The organism is Pseudomonas sp. MUP55 (assembly GCF_034043515.1).
Lineage (GTDB): Bacteria > Pseudomonadota > Gammaproteobacteria > Pseudomonadales > Pseudomonadaceae > Aquipseudomonas.
In genome coordinates, this window is record NZ_CP138214.1 from 1,854,023 (window position 1) to 1,871,951 (window position 17,929).

18 protein-coding genes are annotated in these 17,929 nt (G+C 60.9%); 8 read left to right on the forward strand and 10 right to left on the reverse strand.

The window, feature by feature from the left end:
• Window positions 1-66: 66 nt before the first annotated feature.
• A complete protein-coding gene (gene earP, locus SC318_RS08365) occupies window positions 67-1,200 on the forward strand; it encodes an elongation factor P maturation arginine rhamnosyltransferase EarP (protein ID WP_320430385.1) in 1,134 nt (377 codons plus the stop codon).
• 49 nt (window positions 1,201-1,249) lie between these two features.
• On the forward strand, window positions 1,250-1,822 hold the full coding sequence (locus SC318_RS08370) for an elongation factor P (protein WP_017734414.1): 573 nt from the start codon (window positions 1,250-1,252) through the stop codon (window positions 1,820-1,822).
• 65 nt (window positions 1,823-1,887) lie between these two features.
• On the opposite strand, the gene SC318_RS08375 is transcribed toward SC318_RS08370, so the two are convergent.
• From SC318_RS08375 to SC318_RS08390, 4 genes are all read right to left on the reverse strand, one after another.
• Entirely contained in the window at window positions 1,888-2,904 is a 1,017-nt protein-coding gene (locus SC318_RS08375) for an alpha/beta hydrolase (protein WP_320430386.1), read from the reverse strand.
• Between the two features lie 27 nt (window positions 2,905-2,931).
• Window positions 2,932-3,351 carry an organic hydroperoxide resistance protein gene (locus SC318_RS08380; protein ID WP_010176159.1) on the reverse strand — a complete coding sequence of 140 codons (420 nt, stop codon included), beginning with the start codon at window positions 3,349-3,351 and terminating at the stop codon, window positions 2,932-2,934.
• Between the two features lie 236 nt (window positions 3,352-3,587).
• On the reverse strand, window positions 3,588-4,040 hold the full coding sequence (locus SC318_RS08385) for a MarR family winged helix-turn-helix transcriptional regulator (RefSeq protein WP_124385771.1): 453 nt from the start codon (window positions 4,038-4,040) through the stop codon (window positions 3,588-3,590).
• Between the two features lie 80 nt (window positions 4,041-4,120).
• Entirely contained in the window at window positions 4,121-5,071 is a 951-nt protein-coding gene (locus SC318_RS08390; protein ID WP_320430387.1) for a LysR family transcriptional regulator, read from the reverse strand.
• Between the two features lie 109 nt (window positions 5,072-5,180).
• On the opposite strand from SC318_RS08390, the gene SC318_RS08395 reads away from it, so the two are divergent.
• On the forward strand, window positions 5,181-5,930 hold the full coding sequence (locus tag SC318_RS08395) for a sulfite exporter TauE/SafE family protein (RefSeq protein WP_320431202.1): 750 nt from the start codon (window positions 5,181-5,183) through the stop codon (window positions 5,928-5,930).
• Here SC318_RS08395 and SC318_RS08400 read toward each other — a convergent pair.
• A complete protein-coding gene (locus tag SC318_RS08400) occupies window positions 5,920-6,801 on the reverse strand; it encodes a LysR family transcriptional regulator (protein ID WP_320430388.1) in 882 nt (293 codons plus the stop codon). The two genes, SC318_RS08395 and SC318_RS08400, sit on opposite strands and share 11 nt — an antisense overlap.
• A 70-nt stretch (window positions 6,802-6,871) precedes the next feature.
• Between SC318_RS08400 and SC318_RS08405 the strand changes: the two genes are divergently transcribed.
• Window positions 6,872-7,078: a DUF1127 domain-containing protein gene (locus SC318_RS08405; RefSeq protein ID WP_413817618.1), complete on the forward strand. Its 207-nt coding sequence runs from the start codon at window positions 6,872-6,874 to the stop codon at window positions 7,076-7,078.
• Between the two features lie 45 nt (window positions 7,079-7,123).
• Window positions 7,124-8,353, forward strand: coding sequence for a winged helix-turn-helix domain-containing protein (locus SC318_RS08410; protein WP_320430389.1), 1,230 nt, complete (start codon window positions 7,124-7,126; stop codon window positions 8,351-8,353).
• Between the two features lie 95 nt (window positions 8,354-8,448).
• Here the strand turns inward: SC318_RS08410 and SC318_RS08415 are convergent, their stop codons facing one another.
• On the reverse strand, window positions 8,449-9,795 hold the full coding sequence (locus tag SC318_RS08415) for a class II 3-deoxy-7-phosphoheptulonate synthase (RefSeq protein ID WP_306492251.1): 1,347 nt from the start codon (window positions 9,793-9,795) through the stop codon (window positions 8,449-8,451).
• A 125-nt stretch (window positions 9,796-9,920) separates the two neighbouring features.
• On the opposite strand from SC318_RS08415, the gene SC318_RS08420 reads away from it, so the two are divergent.
• Window positions 9,921-10,676, forward strand: a complete 756-nt coding sequence (locus SC318_RS08420) for a spermidine synthase (RefSeq protein WP_320430390.1) — start codon at window positions 9,921-9,923, stop codon at window positions 10,674-10,676.
• Between the two features lie 102 nt (window positions 10,677-10,778).
• On the opposite strand, the gene SC318_RS08425 is transcribed toward SC318_RS08420, so the two are convergent.
• Window positions 10,779-11,570 carry a crotonase/enoyl-CoA hydratase family protein gene (locus SC318_RS08425; protein WP_320430391.1) on the reverse strand — a complete coding sequence of 264 codons (792 nt, stop codon included), beginning with the start codon at window positions 11,568-11,570 and terminating at the stop codon, window positions 10,779-10,781.
• 423 nt (window positions 11,571-11,993) lie between these two features.
• Here SC318_RS08425 and SC318_RS08430 point away from each other — a divergent pair, with 423 nt between their 5' ends.
• Complete coding sequence (locus tag SC318_RS08430) at window positions 11,994-13,667, forward strand: DEAD/DEAH box helicase (RefSeq protein ID WP_065885148.1); 1,674 nt, start codon at window positions 11,994-11,996, stop codon at window positions 13,665-13,667.
• 90 nt (window positions 13,668-13,757) lie between these two features.
• On the opposite strand, the gene SC318_RS08435 is transcribed toward SC318_RS08430, so the two are convergent.
• Window positions 13,758-14,525 (reverse strand): DODA-type extradiol aromatic ring-opening family dioxygenase, encoded by a 768-nt coding sequence (locus SC318_RS08435; protein WP_320430392.1) that lies wholly within the window; start codon window positions 14,523-14,525, stop codon window positions 13,758-13,760.
• A 103-nt stretch (window positions 14,526-14,628) separates the two neighbouring features.
• Here SC318_RS08435 and SC318_RS08440 point away from each other — a divergent pair, with 103 nt between their 5' ends.
• Window positions 14,629-15,285: a thiopurine S-methyltransferase gene (locus tag SC318_RS08440; RefSeq protein WP_320430393.1), complete on the forward strand. Its 657-nt coding sequence runs from the start codon at window positions 14,629-14,631 to the stop codon at window positions 15,283-15,285.
• 56 nt (window positions 15,286-15,341) lie between these two features.
• Here the strand turns inward: SC318_RS08440 and htpX are convergent, their stop codons facing one another.
• Complete coding sequence (gene htpX, locus SC318_RS08445; protein WP_124385782.1) at window positions 15,342-16,229, reverse strand: protease HtpX; 888 nt, start codon at window positions 16,227-16,229, stop codon at window positions 15,342-15,344.
• A 303-nt stretch (window positions 16,230-16,532) separates the two neighbouring features.
• Complete coding sequence (locus SC318_RS08450; protein ID WP_065885153.1) at window positions 16,533-17,744, reverse strand: pyridoxal phosphate-dependent aminotransferase; 1,212 nt, start codon at window positions 17,742-17,744, stop codon at window positions 16,533-16,535.
• Window positions 17,745-17,929: the final 185 nt, after the last annotated feature.

Below are 17,929 nucleotides of genomic sequence, written 5' to 3' on the forward strand. Positions count from 1 at the left end.
GCGGTCAAGCCTTCTGTATCCGCGCATTTATGCGGACAATCGAGCCTTTGAGTCGTGGAGCCCGGAATGAAAGCCCGCTGGGATATTTTTTGCAGCGTCGTCGATAACTACGGCGACATTGGCGTGACCTGGCGACTGGCCCGGCAATTGGTTGCGGAGCACGCCTGTGATGTGCGCCTGTGGGTCGATGACCTGCGCGCTTTTGAGCGTATGTGCCCGCAGATCGATGTAAGCCTGGAGCAGCAATGGCAAGAGGGTGTCGATGTGCGCGACTGGCCGTGCGAATGGTCGGCAACGCCTGCGGCCGATGTGGTGATTGCGGCGTTCGCTTGCCAGTTGCCACCCGACTATATGGAAGCCATGGCCGCGCGCGAACACACGCCGTTGTGGATGAACCTGGATTACCTCAGCGCCGAGGACTGGGTGGTGGGCTGCCACCGCTTGCCTTCGGTGAAGTTCAAGGGCGTGCAGAAGTACTTCTTTTTCCCGGGCTTTCGGCCCGGCACCGGTGGGCTGTTGCGCGAGGCCGGCTTGCTGCAGCAGCGTCAGGCGTTTGAGCATGATGCCGATGCGCAGCGACAATTCCTACGGAGCCTGGGCGTTTTTCCAGTCGCCGATGCGCGGCTGATCTCGCTGTTCGCCTATGAAAATGCCGGGCTCGGCGGCTGGCTGGATGTGTTGTCGACAGACGGGCGTGCCACTCATCTGTTGGTGCCGGAAGGGCGCATCCTGGGTGATGTGCAGCGCTGGCTGGGCGAGGAGGGGCTTACTGTGGGGGCTGTTCATCAGCGCGGGGCCCTGACCGTGCAAGTGCTGCCGTTCGTGCGCCAGGCGCAGTACGACCAGTTGCTGTGGTGCTGCGAGATGAATGCCGTGCGTGGCGAAGACTCGTTCGTGCGCGCCCAGTGGGCCGGGCGCCCGTTGCTGTGGCACATCTACCGTCAGGACGAAGACATTCACCTCGACAAGCTCGACGCATTCCTGGCGCTCTACACCGCCGCGTTGTCGCCGGCGGCCAGGGCGGCGCTGGTTGCGCTCTGGCAAGCCTGGAACACCGAGGGCGATATGGCCCAACCGTGGAAAATGCTGCTGGAGCACTGGCCGGAACTCAACCAGCACGCGCAGAACTGGTGTCTGGAACAGGCCTTGCAGGCCGATCTTGCGACGGCGCTGGTACAGTTTTATGAAAGTTGGATATGATACGCCACCTTGATTTTTGTAAATCCCATCCAAATTTCGGATATATGCAATGAAAACTGGTAAAGAACTGAAACCCGGTACAGTGATCCGTCTCGAAAACGACCCTTGGCTGGTTCAGAAAGCTGAGTTCACCAAGTCTGGTCGTAACAGCGCCATCATGAAGACCAAGCTGAAGAACCTGCTGACCGGTTACAAGACCGAGATCGTCTACAGCGCCGATGACAAACTGGACGACGTGATCCTCGACCGCAAGGAAGCGACCCTGTCCTTCATCAGCGGCGACACCTACACGTTCATGGACACCACCGACTACACCATGTACGAGCTGAACGCTGAAGATATCGAAGCCGTTCTGCCGTTCGTTGAAGAAGGCATGGAAGACATCTGCGAAGCGATCTTCTTCGAAGACCGTCTGGTTTCCGTAGAGCTGCCGACCACTATCGTGCGTCAGGTTGACTACACCGAAGGTTCCGCTCGCGGTGACACTTCGGGCAAGGTCATGAAGCCTGCCAAGCTGAAAAACGGTACTGAGCTGGCTGTTGCAGACTTCATCGAAATCGGCGACATGATCGAGATCGATACCCGCGAAGGCGGTTCGTACAAAGGTCGCGCCAAGAAGTAATTCTGGCTCTGCCGTACGAATAGAAAAGCCCGACCATGCGTCGGGCTTTTTTGTGCGCGCTGTATTTACTTGAGGTGTTGCTTGAGCTCATCCGACGCCTGCAGCAAGGCGGAGCGTACCGCGGGCACCTGGCTGACCACGTTGAGCAAACCGTAGTCGTGGATCATGCCGTTATAGCGCACTGCGGTGACCGGCACACCGGCCTGATCCAGCTTGCGGGCATAGGCTTCACCCTCATCACGTAACACATCGGCACTGGCGGTCTGCACCATCGCCGGCGGCAACCCCTTGAGTTGGTCGGTGGTGGCTCGCAGCGGCGAAGCGTAGATATCGGCGCGTTGCTTGGCGTCGGTGGTGTAGTTGTCCCAGAACCACTTCATCATGTTTTTGGTGAGGAAATGACCTTCGGCATACTGGTTGTAGGACGCCGTGTCGAAGCTGGCGTCGGTCACCGGCCACAGCAGCAGCTGGAACTTGATCGCCGGCGTGCCTTTGTCCTTCGCCATCAAGCTGACCACCGCGGCCATGTTGCCGCCGACGCTGTTGCCCGCGACTGCCAGGCGCGTGCCATCGACATTGAGCTCTTTGCCGTGTTCGGCCACCCATTTTGTCGCGCCGTACGCCTGGTTGATCGCCACTGGATAGTGCGCTTCGGGGGATGGCGTGTAGTTGACGAACACCGCTACAGCTCCCGAACCCACCACCAGATCCCGCACCAGGCGTTCGTGGGTTGGGTAATCCCCCAGCACCCAGCCGCCGCCGTGGAAGAACATGAACACCGGCAAAGTACCCTTGACCCCGGCCGGACGCACGATGGTCAGGTCCAGCGGCTGGCCGTCGACCTGGATGGTCTTCTGGCTTACGTCCGCCTTGGGCAGTGTCAGCTTCACGCCGGCCTGGGCACCCGCCAGCACCGCGCGGGCTTGCTGAGGCGTCAATTGCTCGATCGGCTTGCCGGTGCCGGCGTTCAGCGCATCCAGGAAACCCTGGGTGTTGTGCTCCACCTCACCGGTAGCGGCGAAGGCGGTGCTGATGGACAAGGCGAGCAGGCCGCCGGTGAGCGCTTTGGCAATGGTGTTCATGTTCTTCTCCGATCAGGGCTGCGAGGGTTAGACGGTTACGTGCAGACGCACATCGACGTTGCCGCGAGTGGCGTTGGAGTACGGGCAAACCTGGTGAGCGGCGTCGACCAGACTCTGCGCATCGTCCTGGGCCAGGCCGGGCAGGCTGATGTGCAGGTCGATGTCCAGACCGAAGCCACCGGGGATCTGGCCGATGCCCACATGGGCAGTGATCGAAGCGTCATCCGGAATTTTGCGTTTGGTCTGGCTGGCGACGAATTTGAGTGCGCCGATAAAGCAGGCCGAGTAACCGGCAGCGAACAGTTGTTCCGGGTTGGTGGCTTGGCCACCGGCACCGCCCAATTCCTTGGGGGTGGACAGTTTGACGTCGAGGATGTTGTCGCTGGAAACAGCGCGACCATCACGGCCGCCGGTGGCGGTAGCTACTGCGGTATAGAGAGTTTGCATGGTGTGGTCCTCTTGGTGTTTTGCGCTAAATGTTTGCGCGCTAAGTAGTTGGTGAGATGAATGTATAGCGCTAATGTTTAGCGCGCAAGATAAATTTATAAATATTTTCTCGGCGGTGGGAAAACACTGTGGGAGGGGGCTTGCCCCCGATGGCGGTGTGTCAGCCACTCAATGCGTATCTGGCCCACCGCAATCGGGGGCAAGCCCCCTCCCATATGTTCAGTATTTTTGCTTCTTTAGATTGCGTTCTGCAGGTTGCTGCGCAGGGCTATCAGATCCGCTTGCAGCTTGCGCAACTGCTCCAGTTCCAGCCCGCTGGCCCCCAGGATGCACTGAGGAATCCCCATGGCCTTGTCCTGCAACGCCCGGCCTGCATCGGTCAATTCCACCACCACCACACGTTCGTCTTCGCGGCTGCGGGTGCGGCTCAGCAGGCCTTCGGCTTCCAGGCGCTTGAGCAGGGGCGTCAGGGAGCCGGGGTCGGTGAGCAGGCGATTGCTGATTTCGCCGACGGTCAAACCGTCTTCTTCCCACAGCACCATCATGGCCAGGTATTGCGGGTAGGTCAGGCCGAGGGCTTGAAGAAGGGGCTTGTACACCTTGGTCATCAGCAGCGAGGTGGAATGCAATGCGAAACACAACTGGTTATCCAGCAGCAAGGATTCGCAGGGTGTGGGGTTCTTGCTCATGGGCGTGCCTCGAAAAAGCTTGTATGAGCTGGAATCTAGCGGGCAAATCTTTAATGCGCCAGATAATTCTGTCCGGGCGGTCAGACCAGACCGCTTTGCAACGCCAGATCCCACGGTGGTATCGGGCTGAACCGGGATTTCAAGTATTCCAGCAGCAATCGGCTGCGTGCATTGGGTTGTTGTTCCAGGCGTAGCGCGTAAATGCCAGTGGTTTCCGGGCTGGGCAAGCCGTTCTCACAAAACAGTGGCAACAGTTCACCCCGCACCAGGTATTCGCTGGCCAGCCAGGTGGGCAGATGCGCAATCCCCAACCCTGCCAGGGCACCGCAGAGCAGGGCTTCAGCGTTGTTGGCGCTCATGCGGATACGGCGAGGGCGGTAGATGGCGCGGCGACCGTCCAGTTCGAAGCGCCAGGCGAACATCGGTGCCAACCCGTCCCAATCCAGGCCATCGTGTTCGCTCAACTCCCACGGGTGCGTCGGCGTACCGCGGCTTTTCAGGTAGCCCGGGCTGGCGCAGGCGATGCGCACGATACTGGCGAGCGGCGTGGCGATCAGCCGGGTGTCGGCGATGTGCCCGGCGCGCAACACCAGGTCGACCTTGCCCAGATGCGCGCCCTGCATGTCGACAAAGCTGTCGATCAGATGCAGGTGCACATCCAGCCCTGGGTACAGGTTCAGGAAATCTGCAATCACTGGCGCCAGGTGCCGCCGCCCGAAAGCGGCCGGTGCATCCATGCGAATCAGGCCTTCCGGCGCATGGCTCAAGGACACCGCTTCGGCGCGGGCCAGTTGCAGTTCACCGACAATCCGTCGCGCCCGCTCGGCAAACGCCAGGCCGGCCGGGGTGGGCAGCACGGCATGGGTGCTGCGCTGGAACAGGCGGCTGCCGACTGAGTTTTCCAGGCTGTCGATACGCCGCGCCACCGCTGAGGGGGTCAATGGATGGCGGCGCGCAGCGGCGGAGAAGCTGCCGGTTTCCAGCACATCCAGAAACAGACTCAGTTGCTCGGTCAACGTATTTGGATTCATGGGTTCGTGCTTATGCGAGATTGGCACAGCCATTGTGCGTTGCTGTGCGTTTCCGTGCCAGGGCCGACTGCGTAGCATGCAAGCCAATGAGACTGTGGAGTGGCGAGCGGTGGTGGATTTAGCGATGTACCTGTTATTGGGCGCGGCCCTCGGCACCGTCGGCGGTTTGTTTGGCATTGGCGGTGGGCTGATCGCCATCCCCGTGCTGGGTGTGCTGTTCGGGTTGGATCAGCAGATCGCCCAAGGCACTGCACTGGTGATGGTGGTACCCAACGTGATGCTCGCCCTGTGGCGGTATCACCAGCGCAACCGCATCGAGCTGCGCCATGCCTTGCCGCTGGGAGTGATGGGGTTCAGCTTTGCCTGGCTGGGTTCGATCTGGGCGGTGGGGCTCGACGCCGGGGCGATGCGAATAGGGTTTATCGTCTTTCTGGTGGTACTGGCGGCCTACAATCTGCTGCGCATGTTTACCCGGAACGCACCGCCGACCGCGCAAATGCGCTATTCCTGGCCCTGGCTGGGCGTACTTGGCGCAGCGTCAGGCTCGATGGGCGGGTTGTTTGGCGTGGGTGGCGCAGTGGTTGCAACGCCGGTTCTCACTAGCGTCTTCGGCACCACACAGGTGGTCGCCCAAGGCTTGTCCCTTGCGTTGGCGCTTCCCAGCACCGGTGTAACACTGGTCACTTACGCCTGGCATCATCAGGTGGACTGGTTGATCGGCGTGCCTTTGGCGGTGGGAGGCCTGCTCAGTATCAGTTGGGGGGTGAAAATCGCGCATGCGCTGCCCGAGCGCGTGTTGCGCGGCCTGTTCTGCGGCTTTCTGGTGGTGTGCGCCGTGATGCTCGCCTTTAAAGTCTGAACCCTTCGAGGATGTAGTCAGCCAGGCATTCGGTGATGGGCGACGTCATCTGGGGGTTGCGCAGCAAGCGCAGCTGCATCGATGGCAAGGGGGGCAAGCCTTCTTCGCTGCCGAGTACGCGCAGGTCTTGGGTCACCAGGCTTTCCATGCTGACCATCGCCGCCAAGCCGGCGCTGACCACCGCCAGGATCGCCGCGCCATTGGAGCTGTGGTAGGCCAGGCGATAATCGCGTCCGGCCGCGTCCAGTGCGGCCCGGGCCCACTGGGTGTAAACGCAGTCACCATCGGACACCGCCAGCGGCAGGGCGTCGTGCTCCTCCACGCAGAAGCACGGTGACGCGGCCCACACCATGCGTTCGGTGCGCAAGAATTCACCCAGATCATTGCCGGGCTCGCGACTGATGACGGTCAATGCCAGGTCCCGTCGCTGCATCAGCACCGCTGACGACTCGCAGTGCAGCTCGATCTGGATCAGCGGGTACGCCTTGGAGAACTGCTTGAAAATGCCCGGCAGGAAGCGCATCACGTAATCGTCTGGGGTGCCGATGCGCACCAACCCCACCATATGCGGCTCGCGCAGGGTGTTGAACACCTCGCTGTGCAATTTCAGGATGCGCCGTGCATAACCCAGCAACACCTGCCCCTCAGGCGTCAGCCGCACCTGACGGCCGTCGCGCTCGAACAGCTTGCGCTGCAGCACGTCCTCTTCCAGGCGCTTCATCTGCATGCTCACCGCTGATTGGGTGCGGTTGACCAGCTCTCCAGCCCGAGTAAAACCGCCCTGATCGGCGATGGCGACGAAGGTGCGCAGCACGTCGGTGTCGATGCTTGGATAACTGGCCAATTGATCAATTCCCGAGATGTGTTGCATAAGAAACATTCGTTGGATTGATCATAAGCCCCAGCACACACTGACGCCATCCCCACTGGAGGGCGAGAAGATGAAAGGTCAAACAGTTAGTGGTGTGCGGGCGAAGTCGTCGCCGTTCGGGCTGTTCCACATGATTTCACGTTGGCAGGCGTTGTACCGCGAACGCCAGATGCTGGCGAGCATGAGCGACGACGCGCTCAGGGATATCGGCTTGAACCGTATCGATGTGGAGCAGGAGATTCATCGGCATTTCTGGGAAGACCCGCTGCGAAAGTGACCTGGAATGCAGTAGGGTAGGGGGCGCGTATTCAAGGAGTGGTCCATGCCTGCCGTCCTCGCCTTTTCCCTCAAGCAAGCACGATGCATGGCGCTGGCGGCCCAGGGTTTTTCCGGGCGCCAGCCGCCAGCGCAGATAAAAGCTGCGCACCTCAACCGTTTGATCGCGCGCCTCGGTGTGCTGCAGATCGATTCGGTCAACGCCGTGGTGCGGTCCCATTACCTGCCGCTGTTCTCTCGGCTGGGCAATTACTCCCCGTTGATGCTCGAACAGGCCGCCTGGAGCCAGGGGCGGCGGCGTTCGCTGTTCGAATATTGGGGGCACGAAGCTTCGTTGCTGCCCATGGCGATGTATCCGCTGATGCGCTGGCGCATGGAGCGGGCCAAACAGGGGCAGGGGATTTACGCGCAAATGGCGCGATTCGGGCGCGAGCAGCAGAGCACCGTGCAGCGTGTGCTGCGGGCCGTCCAGCAGCAAGGCCCTTTGGGCGCGGGCAGCTTGTCGACCCGCGAGGAGCGTGCCGGGCCCTGGTGGGATTGGAGTGACGAGAAACATGCGCTGGAGTGGCTGTTCGCGGCAGGGTTGGTCACCGTGGCGGGGCGACGTGGGTTTGAACGCCTCTATGATCTGCCTGAACGGGTGCTCCCTGGGGAGATCCTCCAAATCAATGTGGGCGAAGCCGACGCCCAGCGAGGCTTGTTGTTGCACAGCGCAACCGCATTGGGTGTGGCCACGGAAAAAGACCTGCGCGATTACTTTCGTCTCGAACCCGCCGACAGTCGCCTGCGCCTGGCCGAGCTGGTCGAAGATGGACAGCTGCTGAGCTGCCAAGTGCAAGGCTGGAACCAAGCAGCGTATTGCCTGCCGGAGCCCAAAGTGCCACGCAGCGTATCAGCCAGCGCTTTGCTGTCGCCATTTGATTCGTTGGTCTGGGAGCGGGCCCGTACCGAGCGCTTGTTCGATTTCCGTTACCGGCTGGAAATCTATACGCCACAGCACAAGCGGGTGTTCGGCTACTACGTGCTGCCGTTTTTGCACAACGAGCGGATCGCTGCGCGCGTTGATTTGCGCGCCGAGCGGGCCAACGGTTGCCTGGCGGTGCATGCGGTGCACGAGGAAGAACCCGGCCTGGACGAGCAGGGGATGGTGGCGTTGGCGCGCAGCCTGCGGCAGATGGCTGACTGGTTGGGGCTGCAGCGGGTGCTGCTCAATTGCCAGCGGCCGAGTGCTGCGCGGTTGAGGGTGGCAATGCTGGGTATGGATGTGGGCCTTTAGGGCGCTATCGGGGGCAAGCCCCCTCCCACAAGGGCACGCATTTCACAGGTGGAGGGGGCTTGCCCCCCATGGCGACGGTCCAGGCAACGAAAGGCCTAGCGTTTGACCTGTTTCAGGGTCTCGGCAATCAGGAAGGCCAATTCCAGCGACTGATCGGCGTTCATCCGCGGGTCGCAGTGGGTGTGGTAGCGGTCCGACAACCCATCCTCGGTAATCGGTCGTGCGCCGCCGATGCATTCGGTGACGTTCTGCCCGGTCATCTCGATATGGATGCCGCCGGCATAGCTGCCTTCGGCCTGATGGACCTGGAAGAACTCCTTCACTTCGCCGAGGATCTGCGCGAAGTCGCGGGTCTTGTAGCCGCTGCTGGCCTTGATGGTGTTGCCATGCATCGGGTCAGAGCTCCACAGCACCTGCTTGCCTTCACGCTGCACGGCGCGAATCAGGGCTGGCAGGTGGTCGCCGACCTTGGTGGCGCCCATGCGGGCGATCAGGTTCAAGCGGCCAGGGTCGTTGTCCGGGTTGAGGATGTCGATCAGGCGGATCAGGTCGTCCGGGTTCATGCTCGGGCCGACCTTGACACCGATCGGGTTGTTCACCCCGCGCAGGAACTCGACGTGGGCGCCATCCAGCTGGCGTGTACGGTCGCCAATCCAGAGCATATGGGCCGAGCAGTCGTAGTAGTCGTTGGTCAGGCTGTCACGACGCACGAAGGCTTCTTCATAGTTGAGCAGCAACGCTTCGTGAGCGGTGAAGAAGCTGGTCTCGCGCAGTTGCGGCGAATCGTCCATGCCGCAGGCGCGCATGAAGGCCAGGGTTTCGTCGATGCGGTCGGCCAGTTGGCTGTACTTCTCGGCCAGCGCGGAGTTGGCAATAAAGTCCAGGTTCCACTTGTGCACCTGGTGCAGGTCAGCGAAGCCGCCCTGGGCAAAGGCACGCAGCAGGTTGAGGGTGGCGGTGGACTGGTGGTAGCTCTGCAGCAGGCGGTCCGGGTCCGGTACGCGGCTTTTTTCGTCGAAGCCGATGCCATTGACGATGTCGCCGCGGTAGGCCGGCAGGGTGATGCCGTCGATGGTTTCATCGTTGGACGAACGCGGCTTGGCGAACTGGCCGGCCATGCGCCCGACTTTCACCACCGGGCAGCCGGCGGCGAACGTCATGACGATCGCCATCTGCAGCAGCACTTTGAAGGTGTCGCGAATTTTCGCGGCGGAAAACTCGGCGAAGCTCTCGGCGCAGTCACCGCCTTGCAGCAGAAAGGCGCGACCCTGGGTCACTTCGGCAAACTGACGACGCAATTCGCGGGCTTCCCCGGCAAACACCAGCGGCGGGTAACTGGCCAGGCTTTGCTCCACTTGCAGCAGGTGCGCGGCATCCGGGTACCGGGGTTGTTGCTGGATCGGCAAGGCGCGCCAGCTGTCGGGGCTCCAGGGTTGGCTCATCGTGCACTCGTTGGGTAGGTTGACGTTCGGGCGTCAATGTTAGCAGCAATTAGTGCGTGACCTGTTGCTGCCGCTTGGCCGACAATCGCGCACTTTGCCCCGCAGCCAACCCGTTAGGAGTAGTGATGAGCGAGGAGCGTGTCGAGCGCCTGCTGGCCGAAGTGCATGATGAGTTCGGCATGATCCGCGTGCTGGAAGTGGCCGATTACCGTTTTCTCGAATTTGGCGATGCCATCGAGCAGAGTTGCGTGTTCACAGCCGACCCGAGCTGGCTGGAGTACGACTACACCCGCGCCATGTTGATCGGGGCCTTGTGCCATGAGCAGCCGGAAAGTGCGCTGTTCCTCGGCCTGGGCGCCGGCACGCTGACCCAGGCGTGCCTCAAGTTCCTGGCGCTGGACGATGTCGAAGCCATCGAGCTGCGCCCCGACGTGCCGCGCCTGGCCATTGAATACCTGGGCCTGGACGATGATCCTCGCCTGTATATCCGTATTGGCGATGCCCTGGAGTTGCTCGACAGCGCCGAATCGGCCGACCTGATCTTCGTCGACCTGTACACCGATGTGGGGCCAGGCGTCGGCCATCTGGCCTGGACATTCCTCGAAAATTGCCAGAAAAAGCTCAATCCCGGCGGCTGGCTGGTGATCAACCAGTGGGCCACCGACGATGGCAAGCCGCTGGGCGCGGCCTTGTTGCGCGGGTTGTATCACCGGCATTACTGGGAACTGCCGGTGAAGGAGGGCAATGTGATCCTGCTGGTGCCCTCGGAGCTGGACCAGGAGTTGGACCTGGAGGCGCTGTCCGCGCGCGCCGAGGCCCTGGCGCCGCGACTGGGTTATTCGTTGCAGGCGTTGATCAAAGCGATTCGGCCGGCGACCTAGGCGTCTGTTCCGGCGCTATCGGGGGCAAGCCCCTCCTACAGTTGAAAAATGCGTTCCAAGTGTGGGAGGGGGCTTGCCCCCGATGAGGCCGGCACTGCCCACTCAAATACCCTTGAACACCCCCGGCCGCCTCTCGACCATCGCCCTCACGCCCTCCTTGGCGTCTTCGCTGTTGAGCAATTTGTCCACCAACGGCGGCAATGCGGCGGCCGCCACAGTCTCGCCTTCCGTGCGGGCCAACCGCGCCGACATCAGCGTTGCCTGCACCCCAAGCGGCGCCTGGCGTGCGATGCGATTGGCCAGCTCGATGGCGCGCGGCAGCAGGTCTTCGCTGGCCATCACTTCCTGCACCAGGCCCAGGCGCAGGGCTTCATGGGCGTCGAACTCATCGCCGGTCAGCAACCAGCGCATCGCATTGCCCCAGCCGGCGATCTGGTGAAAGCGTAATGTCGCGCCGCCAAACGGAAATATCCCACGCTGCACTTCCATCTGCGCAAAGCGGGTGTTGCTGGCACACAAGTTGATATCGGCCGCCAGCATCAGTTCGATGCCGATAGTCAAACAGTAGCCTTGGGCGGCAACGATCACCGGCTTATTCACTCGGGGGCCAGCGAACACACCCCAGGGATCGCAGCCTCCCAGGGGCGGTTGCCAGCCGCCGGCCATTACGCCGCTGACATTGGCCAGGTCGAGCCCGGCAGTAAAGTGGTCGCCATGGGCAAACACCACGGCAACCCGTGCCTCATTGTTTCGATCAAAATCACCATAGGCCATGCTCAACGCGCTGAGCAGGTCCAGGTCGAACGCGTTACGCTTCGCCACTCGGTCCAGCCCCAGTAGCAGGACATGGCCCTGGAGTTCACGCGTTACGCGGCTGGTGCTGGCTTGATTCATCGGCTGTGCCCTCGGGCGCGGAATTGGGTTTCAGACCAAAGGGCCGGTCTGTACAGGTGAACCGTTTAAGCGTGATGCCCAGCAGGGCCGGGCCTTTGAAAAATAGACCCTGGCGCACTTATCTGCAAAGACCGCAACGCAGCGCGGTTTATCAGGGCTTTCTGATAAAAAAAGCTCCCTTTTTCAGCTATTTCCGGTATAGTGCGCGCCGGCCTTTAACCGGGCCGCGTTTAGGTAGCGCAATTCCCCGAAGTCAGCTTCGGCTGCACGTCCGCACAGCGGACTCTCCCTTGACGAATCTTTTTCATTCATTCGTTTTCGCAAATCCCCGCCGACAAAGCAGCCAGGGCGACTCTTGAGTCTCAACACGGCATGCGCAGCTTTGGAGCATGGGTCTTTGCGGATGCACTTAGAGGCAGACCCATGACCCAGGAAACCGGCGGCTTCGCCGCTTTTAATCTTAATCCGAACATTCTCGCCGCCGTCATCGCGACTGGCTACGAAGAACCTTCGGCTATTCAGCAGCAATCGATCCCGATCATCATGGCCGGCCAGGACATGATTGGCCAGGCGCAAACCGGTACCGGTAAAACCGCCGCGTTCGCCCTGCCTATCCTGCACTGCATCGATCCTGCCAAGCGCGAACCGCAAGCCCTGATCCTGGCGCCAACCCGTGAGTTGGCGCTACAAGTAGCAACCGCTTTCGAAACCTACGCCAAGCAAATGCCAGGCGTAACCGTTGTGGCCGTTTACGGCGGCGCGCCTATGGGCCCACAACTGAAAGCCATCCGTAATGGCGCACAGATCGTTGTCGCCACCCCGGGCCGTCTGTGCGACCACCTGCGTCGTGACGAGAAAGTCCTGTCGACCGTGAACCACCTGGTTCTCGACGAAGCCGACGAAATGCTGAAACTGGGCTTCATGGACGACCTGGAAGTCATCTTCAAGGCGCTGCCACCGACCCGTCAGACCGTGCTGTTCTCGGCCACTCTGCCGCAGTCGATCCGTGCCATTGCCGAACGCCATCTGCGCGATCCGCAACACGTGAAGATCCAGACCAAGACCCAGACCGTCACCGCGATCGAACAGGCTCACCTGTTGGTTCACGCCGACCAGAAGACCTCGGCTGTATTGAGCCTGCTGGAAGTCGAAGACTTCGACGCCCTGATCATGTTCGTGCGTACCAAGCAAGCGACCCTGGACCTGGCCAGTGCCCTGGAAGCCAAAGGCTACAAGGCCGCCGCGCTGAACGGTGACATCGCCCAGAACCAGCGTGAGCGCGTAATCGACTCCCTCAAGGATGGCCGCCTGGACATCGTTGTGGCGACCGACGTTGCCGCTCGTGGTCTCGACGTTCCGCGTATCACCCACGTGTTCAACGTTGACATGCCTTACGATCCAGAGTCCTACGTTCACCGTATCGGCCGTACCGGCCGTGCGGGTCGCGAAGGTCGTGCACTGTTGCTGGTGACTCCACGTGAGCGCCGCATGCTGCAGGTGATCGAGCGTGTAACCGGCCAGAAAGTCGCTGAAGTGCGTCTGCCGGATGCCCAGGCCGTTCTCGATGCTCGCATCAAGAAACTGACCAACAGCCTGGCGCCGCTGGTGGCTGACGCTGAATCGACCCACGGCGACCTGCTGGACCGCCTGACTGCCGATATCGGTTGCACCCCGCGTGCCCTGGCTGCAGCTTTGCTGCGCAAAGCCACCAACGGTCAGGCCCTGACCCTGGCTGCGATCGAGAAAGAACGCCCACTGGTTCCGAACAACGCGCCACGCGGTGATCGTCCAGAGCGTACCGGCGACCGTCCAGACCGTGGTGATCGTGAGCGTCGTGCTCCGGTTCCATTGGCTGAAGGTCGTGCGCGTTGCCGCACCGCGCTGGGCGCGCGTGACGGTATCGCTGCCAAGAACCTGCTGGGCGCTATCCTCAACGAGGGTGGCCTGGCGCGTGAAGCCATCGGTCGTATCCAGGTACGTGACAGCTTCTCCCTGGTGGAGCTGCCGGAAGACGGTCTGGAAAAACTGCTGGCCAAGCTCAAAGACACACGCGTTGCCGGCAAGCAGTTGAAGCTGCGTCGCTACCGCGAAGATTGATCCGCCCTTCGGGCTGATTGATCGCACATAAAAAATCCCCGACTGGTTCGGGGATTTTTTTTGCCTGGGATTTCAGGCTGTGCACCTGTGTTAGCCAAAGCGATAGATGTCCATGCCCAAGGCGCCGAGGGTGAAGCCCTGATGCGCCACGCTGAAATCACCGCCGGCACCTCGCGCAAAGTAAAGCGGCAACAAATGCTCGTCGCTGGGGTGGCTGCGCACGGCATGGGGCGCCAGGAGGCGATAGTCATGCAAGGCTGTTTCGTCACCGGCAGCGAGTTTTTCGACCACCCAGTCGCGAAAGGCTTGCGCCCATGGCGTGATGGTTCCCGGCCCGGCGCGCCAGTCCAGCTCACCGAGATTATGGGTGATGCTGCCGGAGCCGATCAGTAGCACACCTTGATCGCGCAGACTGCAGAGGGCATGTCCAACCCGGGTTTGAAAAGCCGGGCCCATGCGGCTTGGCAGGGAGACTTGCACCACCGGAATATCCGCCGCCGGGTACATCAACGATAGGGGCACCCAGGTGCCATGGTCGAAGGGCCGTTGGTTGTGGACCTGTGCAGTCAGGCCGTCGGCCTGCAATAACTCGGCAATTTCATTCGCCAGTCGTGGATCACCCGGCGCAGGGTATTGCACCGCAAACAGTTCGGGAGGGAAGCCGCCGAAGTCGTGCCAGGTTTCGGGCGCGGCGCTGCCACTGACCAGTAGCTCGTGGCTTTCCCAATGCGCCGATACCACCACAATCGCCTTGGGCCGTGGCAACGCGTCTGCCAGGGCCTGCAGCGCCGGGCCGCTGGCGCCGGGTTGCAGAGCCAGCATCGGGGAGCCATGGGAGATAAACAGGCTGGGCAACATGAGAAGAGTCCTGAAGATTAATATCGGGCTATCTTCATTCAGATCATTAATCCAGATCTAATATAATATTTAGTGTCTTTTGATCGATTTTTCAGGGTGATGCATGGACGCAAGAATTTGGCAGGAGCGCTGGGCAACCAATCAGATCGGTTTTCATCAGACCGACGTTAATCCTTACTTGCAGCGGCATTGGTCAACGTTGGCCCTGGTCAATGGTGCCAGGGTTTTCGTGCCTTTGTGCGGCAAGAGCCTGGACATGAAGTGGTTGGCGGATCGTGGGCATCGCGTGATGGGTGTGGAGGTGTCGGATAAAGCCGTTGAGGCATTCTTCAGCGAACAGGGGCTTGCGCCGCAGATCGATCAGAGAGGCGTGTTCAAGGTGTATCAGGCGGGCCTGATCGAAGTGTGGTGCGGTGACTTCTTCGCCCTTGACGCAAGTGCTGTGGCCGGTTGCACGGCGTTGTATGACCGTGCGGCACTGATCGCCTTGCCGCAGCCAATCCGCTCGCGATACACCGAGCATCTCGATACCCTGCTGACCCCTGCCTGTGAGGGGCTGTTGATCACTGTTGACTACGACCAGACGCAGAGGGCTGGCCCGCCCTTCGCTGTCCCGGATGAGGAAGTGCAGTCGCTGCTGGGCCCGCACTGGAATGTGATCACGCTGCAAGAGCGGGACATTTTGAGTGAAAGCAGCAAATTCAGGGCCGATGGCGTTACTCGGCTTGATGAGCGTGTTTATCGGCTGACCAGGCGGTAAATCACGCCCACGAAAAAGGGGCGATTCAATCGCCCCTTTTTTGTATTGCCGGATTATCAGCCGCGACGACGCAATGCGTCAATCCGCTCTTCCAGTGGCGGGTGGCTCATGAACAGGCGAGCCAGGCCCTGCTTGATGCCGCCATTGATACCGAAGGCGGTCAGGCTGTCGGGCATATGCACCGGCAGGCCTTGTTCGGAGCGCAAGCGTTGCAGCGCGCCAATCATTGCGCTGGTGCCCGCCAGGCGTGCGCCGGCTTCGTCTGCGCGGAACTCACGTTTACGCGAAAACCACATCACGATGGCGCTTGCCAGGAAGCCCAGGACCAGCTCGGCGAAGATGGTTGCCACGAAGTAGGCGATGCCGCGGCCTTCTTCGTTCTTGAAGATCACCTTGTCGACGAAGTTGCCGATGATCCGTGCAAAGAACATCACGAAGGTGTTCACCACGCCCTGTACCAGCGCGAGGGTGACCATGTCGCCGTTGGCCACGTGGCCGATCTCGTGCGCCAGTACCGCTTTGACTTCGTCGGGCGAGAACCGCTCCAGAAGCCCTTGGCTGACCGCTACCAGCGCGTCGTTCTTGTTCCAGCCGGTGGCAAAGGCGTTGGCCTCATAAGCAGGGAAGATCCCCACTTCGGGCATTTTGATGCCTGCTTCTTGAGACAACTGTTCCACGGTTTGCATCAGCCATTGCTCATGGCGAGTGCGTGGTTGAGTGATGATCTGGGTGCTGGTGCTCATTTTCGCCATCCACTTGGAGATGAACAGCGAGAACAACGAACCGGCAAAACCAAAGACCGCACAGAAAATCAGCAGCTGATTGAGGTTCAGATCAACCCCGTTGGCCGCCATGAACCCGTCGAAGCCAAAGAGGCTCAGGGTGACGCTGGCAATCAGTACGACCGCCAGGTTAGTGGCCAAGAACAGCAGGATGCGCATCATGGTTGTAGAGTTCTCCTCATGCTTAATATGTCGCTTACTGCGGGGTATATAAGGTGCGGCATGGGGTGATTCAACCGAGCGACTATTTCAAACTGTGTCCTACAGCGAAAACGTAGCGCTTTGAAGGGATTTTCCCACAACAATTGCCTGTGTTACCTGGCCGTCAAGCATGTCGCACCCCCGCTAACATTGGGGTAGAGCGGCTGGCGCGGTGCCATCATCCCGTTCAGGGTGCCAGCGCCAGAGAAGTGTTGCCAGATAATCGCTGTACGACCCAATGAAGGTCGTACGGCAGCATTTCCCTTACTGGCGATAGGACTTCAGGAAGTTGCCGATGCGACCGATCGCCATATCCAGTTCATCCACGCGCGGCAAGGTCACCACGCGGAAGTGATCCGGCCACGGCCAGTTGAACGCAGTGCCTTGCACCACCAGCAGTTTTTCCGACAGCAGCAGGTCGAGCACGAATTTTTCGTCGTTGAGGATCGGGCAGACTTTTGGGTCGATCCGCGGGAACGCGTACAACGCGCCCATGGGCTTTACGCAACTGACGCCCGGAATCGCATTGAGCAGCTCCCAGGTGCGGTTGCGTTGTTCCAGCAAGCGACCCTGTGGCAGCACCAGGTCGTTGATGCTCTGGTAGCCGCCAAGGGCGGTCTGGATCGCGTGCTGGCTCGGCACGTTGGCGCACAGGCGCATGTTGGCCAGCATGTCGATGCCTTCGATATAGCTCTGGGCGTTATGCTTGGGCCCGGAAATGGCGATCCAGCCGGAGCGGAACCCCGCAACGCGGTAGGACTTGGACAGGCCGTTGAAGGTCAGGCACAGCAGGTCTGGGGCCAGGGAGGCGGTGCACACGTGCACGGCGTCATCGTAGAGGATCTTGTCGTAGATCTCGTCGGAGAACACCACCAAGTTGTGTTGGCGCGCCAGTTCCAGCATGCCCAGCAGCACTTCCCGGGAGTACACGGCGCCGGTGGGGTTGTTCGGGTTGATGATCACCAGGGCCTTGGTGTTCGGGGTGATCTTGGCCTTGATATCGGCCAGGTCGGGGAACCAGTCGGCACCTTCGTCGCACAGGTAGTGCACCGGGTGGCCGCCAGCCAGGGTCACGGCGGCGGTCCACAGCGGGTAATCCGGTGCCGGCACCAGCACTTCGTCGCCGTTGTTGAGCAAGGCCTGCAGCGACATCACAATCAGTTCAGACACGCCATTGCCCAGGTAGATGTCTTCAATACCGACACCTTCCACCTGCTTCTGCTGGTAATACTGCATCACCGCCTTGCGTGCGCTGAACAGGCCTTTGGAGTCGCTGTAGCCTTGGGCGGTGGGCAGGTTGCGGATCACGTCCTGGAGGATTTCGTCCGGTGCTTCGAAACCAAAGGGCGCCGGGTTGCCGATGTTCAGCTTGAGGATGCGATGGCCTTCCTCTTCCAGGCGTTTGGCGTGCTTGAGCACCGGGCCGCGAATGTCGTAGCAGACGTTGGCGAGCTTGTTCGATTTGCTGACCTGCATGGTGATGTGATCCCGAAAATGAACGATCCAGACGGTGCAAGCATTACCGTACGGTTGAATCCTGCGCGGCTAGCACCCATAAATACGTTTGAATGGTGATGGCGCGGGTGCCAGACTGGCGTTTTGAAGAGGCGCAATCATACGTGCCGCCTGATCCACGGAAAAGACACAGATCAGGGTTTTTC

What these genes read in the sequence shown, in the direction of transcription:
- earP (WP_320430385.1), top strand. Translation starts at nt 67, where the DNA reads ATGAAAGCCCGCTGGGATATTTTTTGCAGCGTCGTCGATAACTACGGC.
- SC318_RS08370 (WP_017734414.1), top strand. Translation starts at nt 1,250, where the DNA reads ATGAAAACTGGTAAAGAACTGAAACCCGGTACAGTGATCCGTCTCGAA.
- SC318_RS08375 (WP_320430386.1), bottom strand. Translation starts at nt 2,904, where the DNA reads ATGAACACCATTGCCAAAGCGCTCACCGGCGGCCTGCTCGCCTTGTCC.
- SC318_RS08380 (WP_010176159.1), bottom strand. Translation starts at nt 3,351, where the DNA reads ATGCAAACTCTCTATACCGCAGTAGCTACCGCCACCGGCGGCCGTGAT.
- SC318_RS08385 (WP_124385771.1), bottom strand. Translation starts at nt 4,040, where the DNA reads ATGAGCAAGAACCCCACACCCTGCGAATCCTTGCTGCTGGATAACCAG.
- SC318_RS08390 (WP_320430387.1), bottom strand. Translation starts at nt 5,071, where the DNA reads ATGAATCCAAATACGTTGACCGAGCAACTGAGTCTGTTTCTGGATGTG.
- SC318_RS08400 (WP_320430388.1), bottom strand. Translation starts at nt 6,801, where the DNA reads ATGCAACACATCTCGGGAATTGATCAATTGGCCAGTTATCCAAGCATC.
- SC318_RS08405 (WP_413817618.1), top strand. Translation starts at nt 6,872, where the DNA reads ATGAAAGGTCAAACAGTTAGTGGTGTGCGGGCGAAGTCGTCGCCGTTC.
- SC318_RS08410 (WP_320430389.1), top strand. Translation starts at nt 7,124, where the DNA reads ATGCCTGCCGTCCTCGCCTTTTCCCTCAAGCAAGCACGATGCATGGCG.
- SC318_RS08415 (WP_306492251.1), bottom strand. Translation starts at nt 9,795, where the DNA reads ATGAGCCAACCCTGGAGCCCCGACAGCTGGCGCGCCTTGCCGATCCAG.
- SC318_RS08420 (WP_320430390.1), top strand. Translation starts at nt 9,921, where the DNA reads ATGAGCGAGGAGCGTGTCGAGCGCCTGCTGGCCGAAGTGCATGATGAG.
- SC318_RS08425 (WP_320430391.1), bottom strand. Translation starts at nt 11,570, where the DNA reads ATGAATCAAGCCAGCACCAGCCGCGTAACGCGTGAACTCCAGGGCCAT.
- SC318_RS08430 (WP_065885148.1), top strand. Translation starts at nt 11,994, where the DNA reads ATGACCCAGGAAACCGGCGGCTTCGCCGCTTTTAATCTTAATCCGAAC.
- SC318_RS08435 (WP_320430392.1), bottom strand. Translation starts at nt 14,525, where the DNA reads ATGTTGCCCAGCCTGTTTATCTCCCATGGCTCCCCGATGCTGGCTCTG.
- SC318_RS08440 (WP_320430393.1), top strand. Translation starts at nt 14,629, where the DNA reads ATGGACGCAAGAATTTGGCAGGAGCGCTGGGCAACCAATCAGATCGGT.
- htpX (WP_124385782.1), bottom strand. Translation starts at nt 16,229, where the DNA reads ATGATGCGCATCCTGCTGTTCTTGGCCACTAACCTGGCGGTCGTACTG.
- SC318_RS08450 (WP_065885153.1), bottom strand. Translation starts at nt 17,744, where the DNA reads ATGCAGGTCAGCAAATCGAACAAGCTCGCCAACGTCTGCTACGACATT.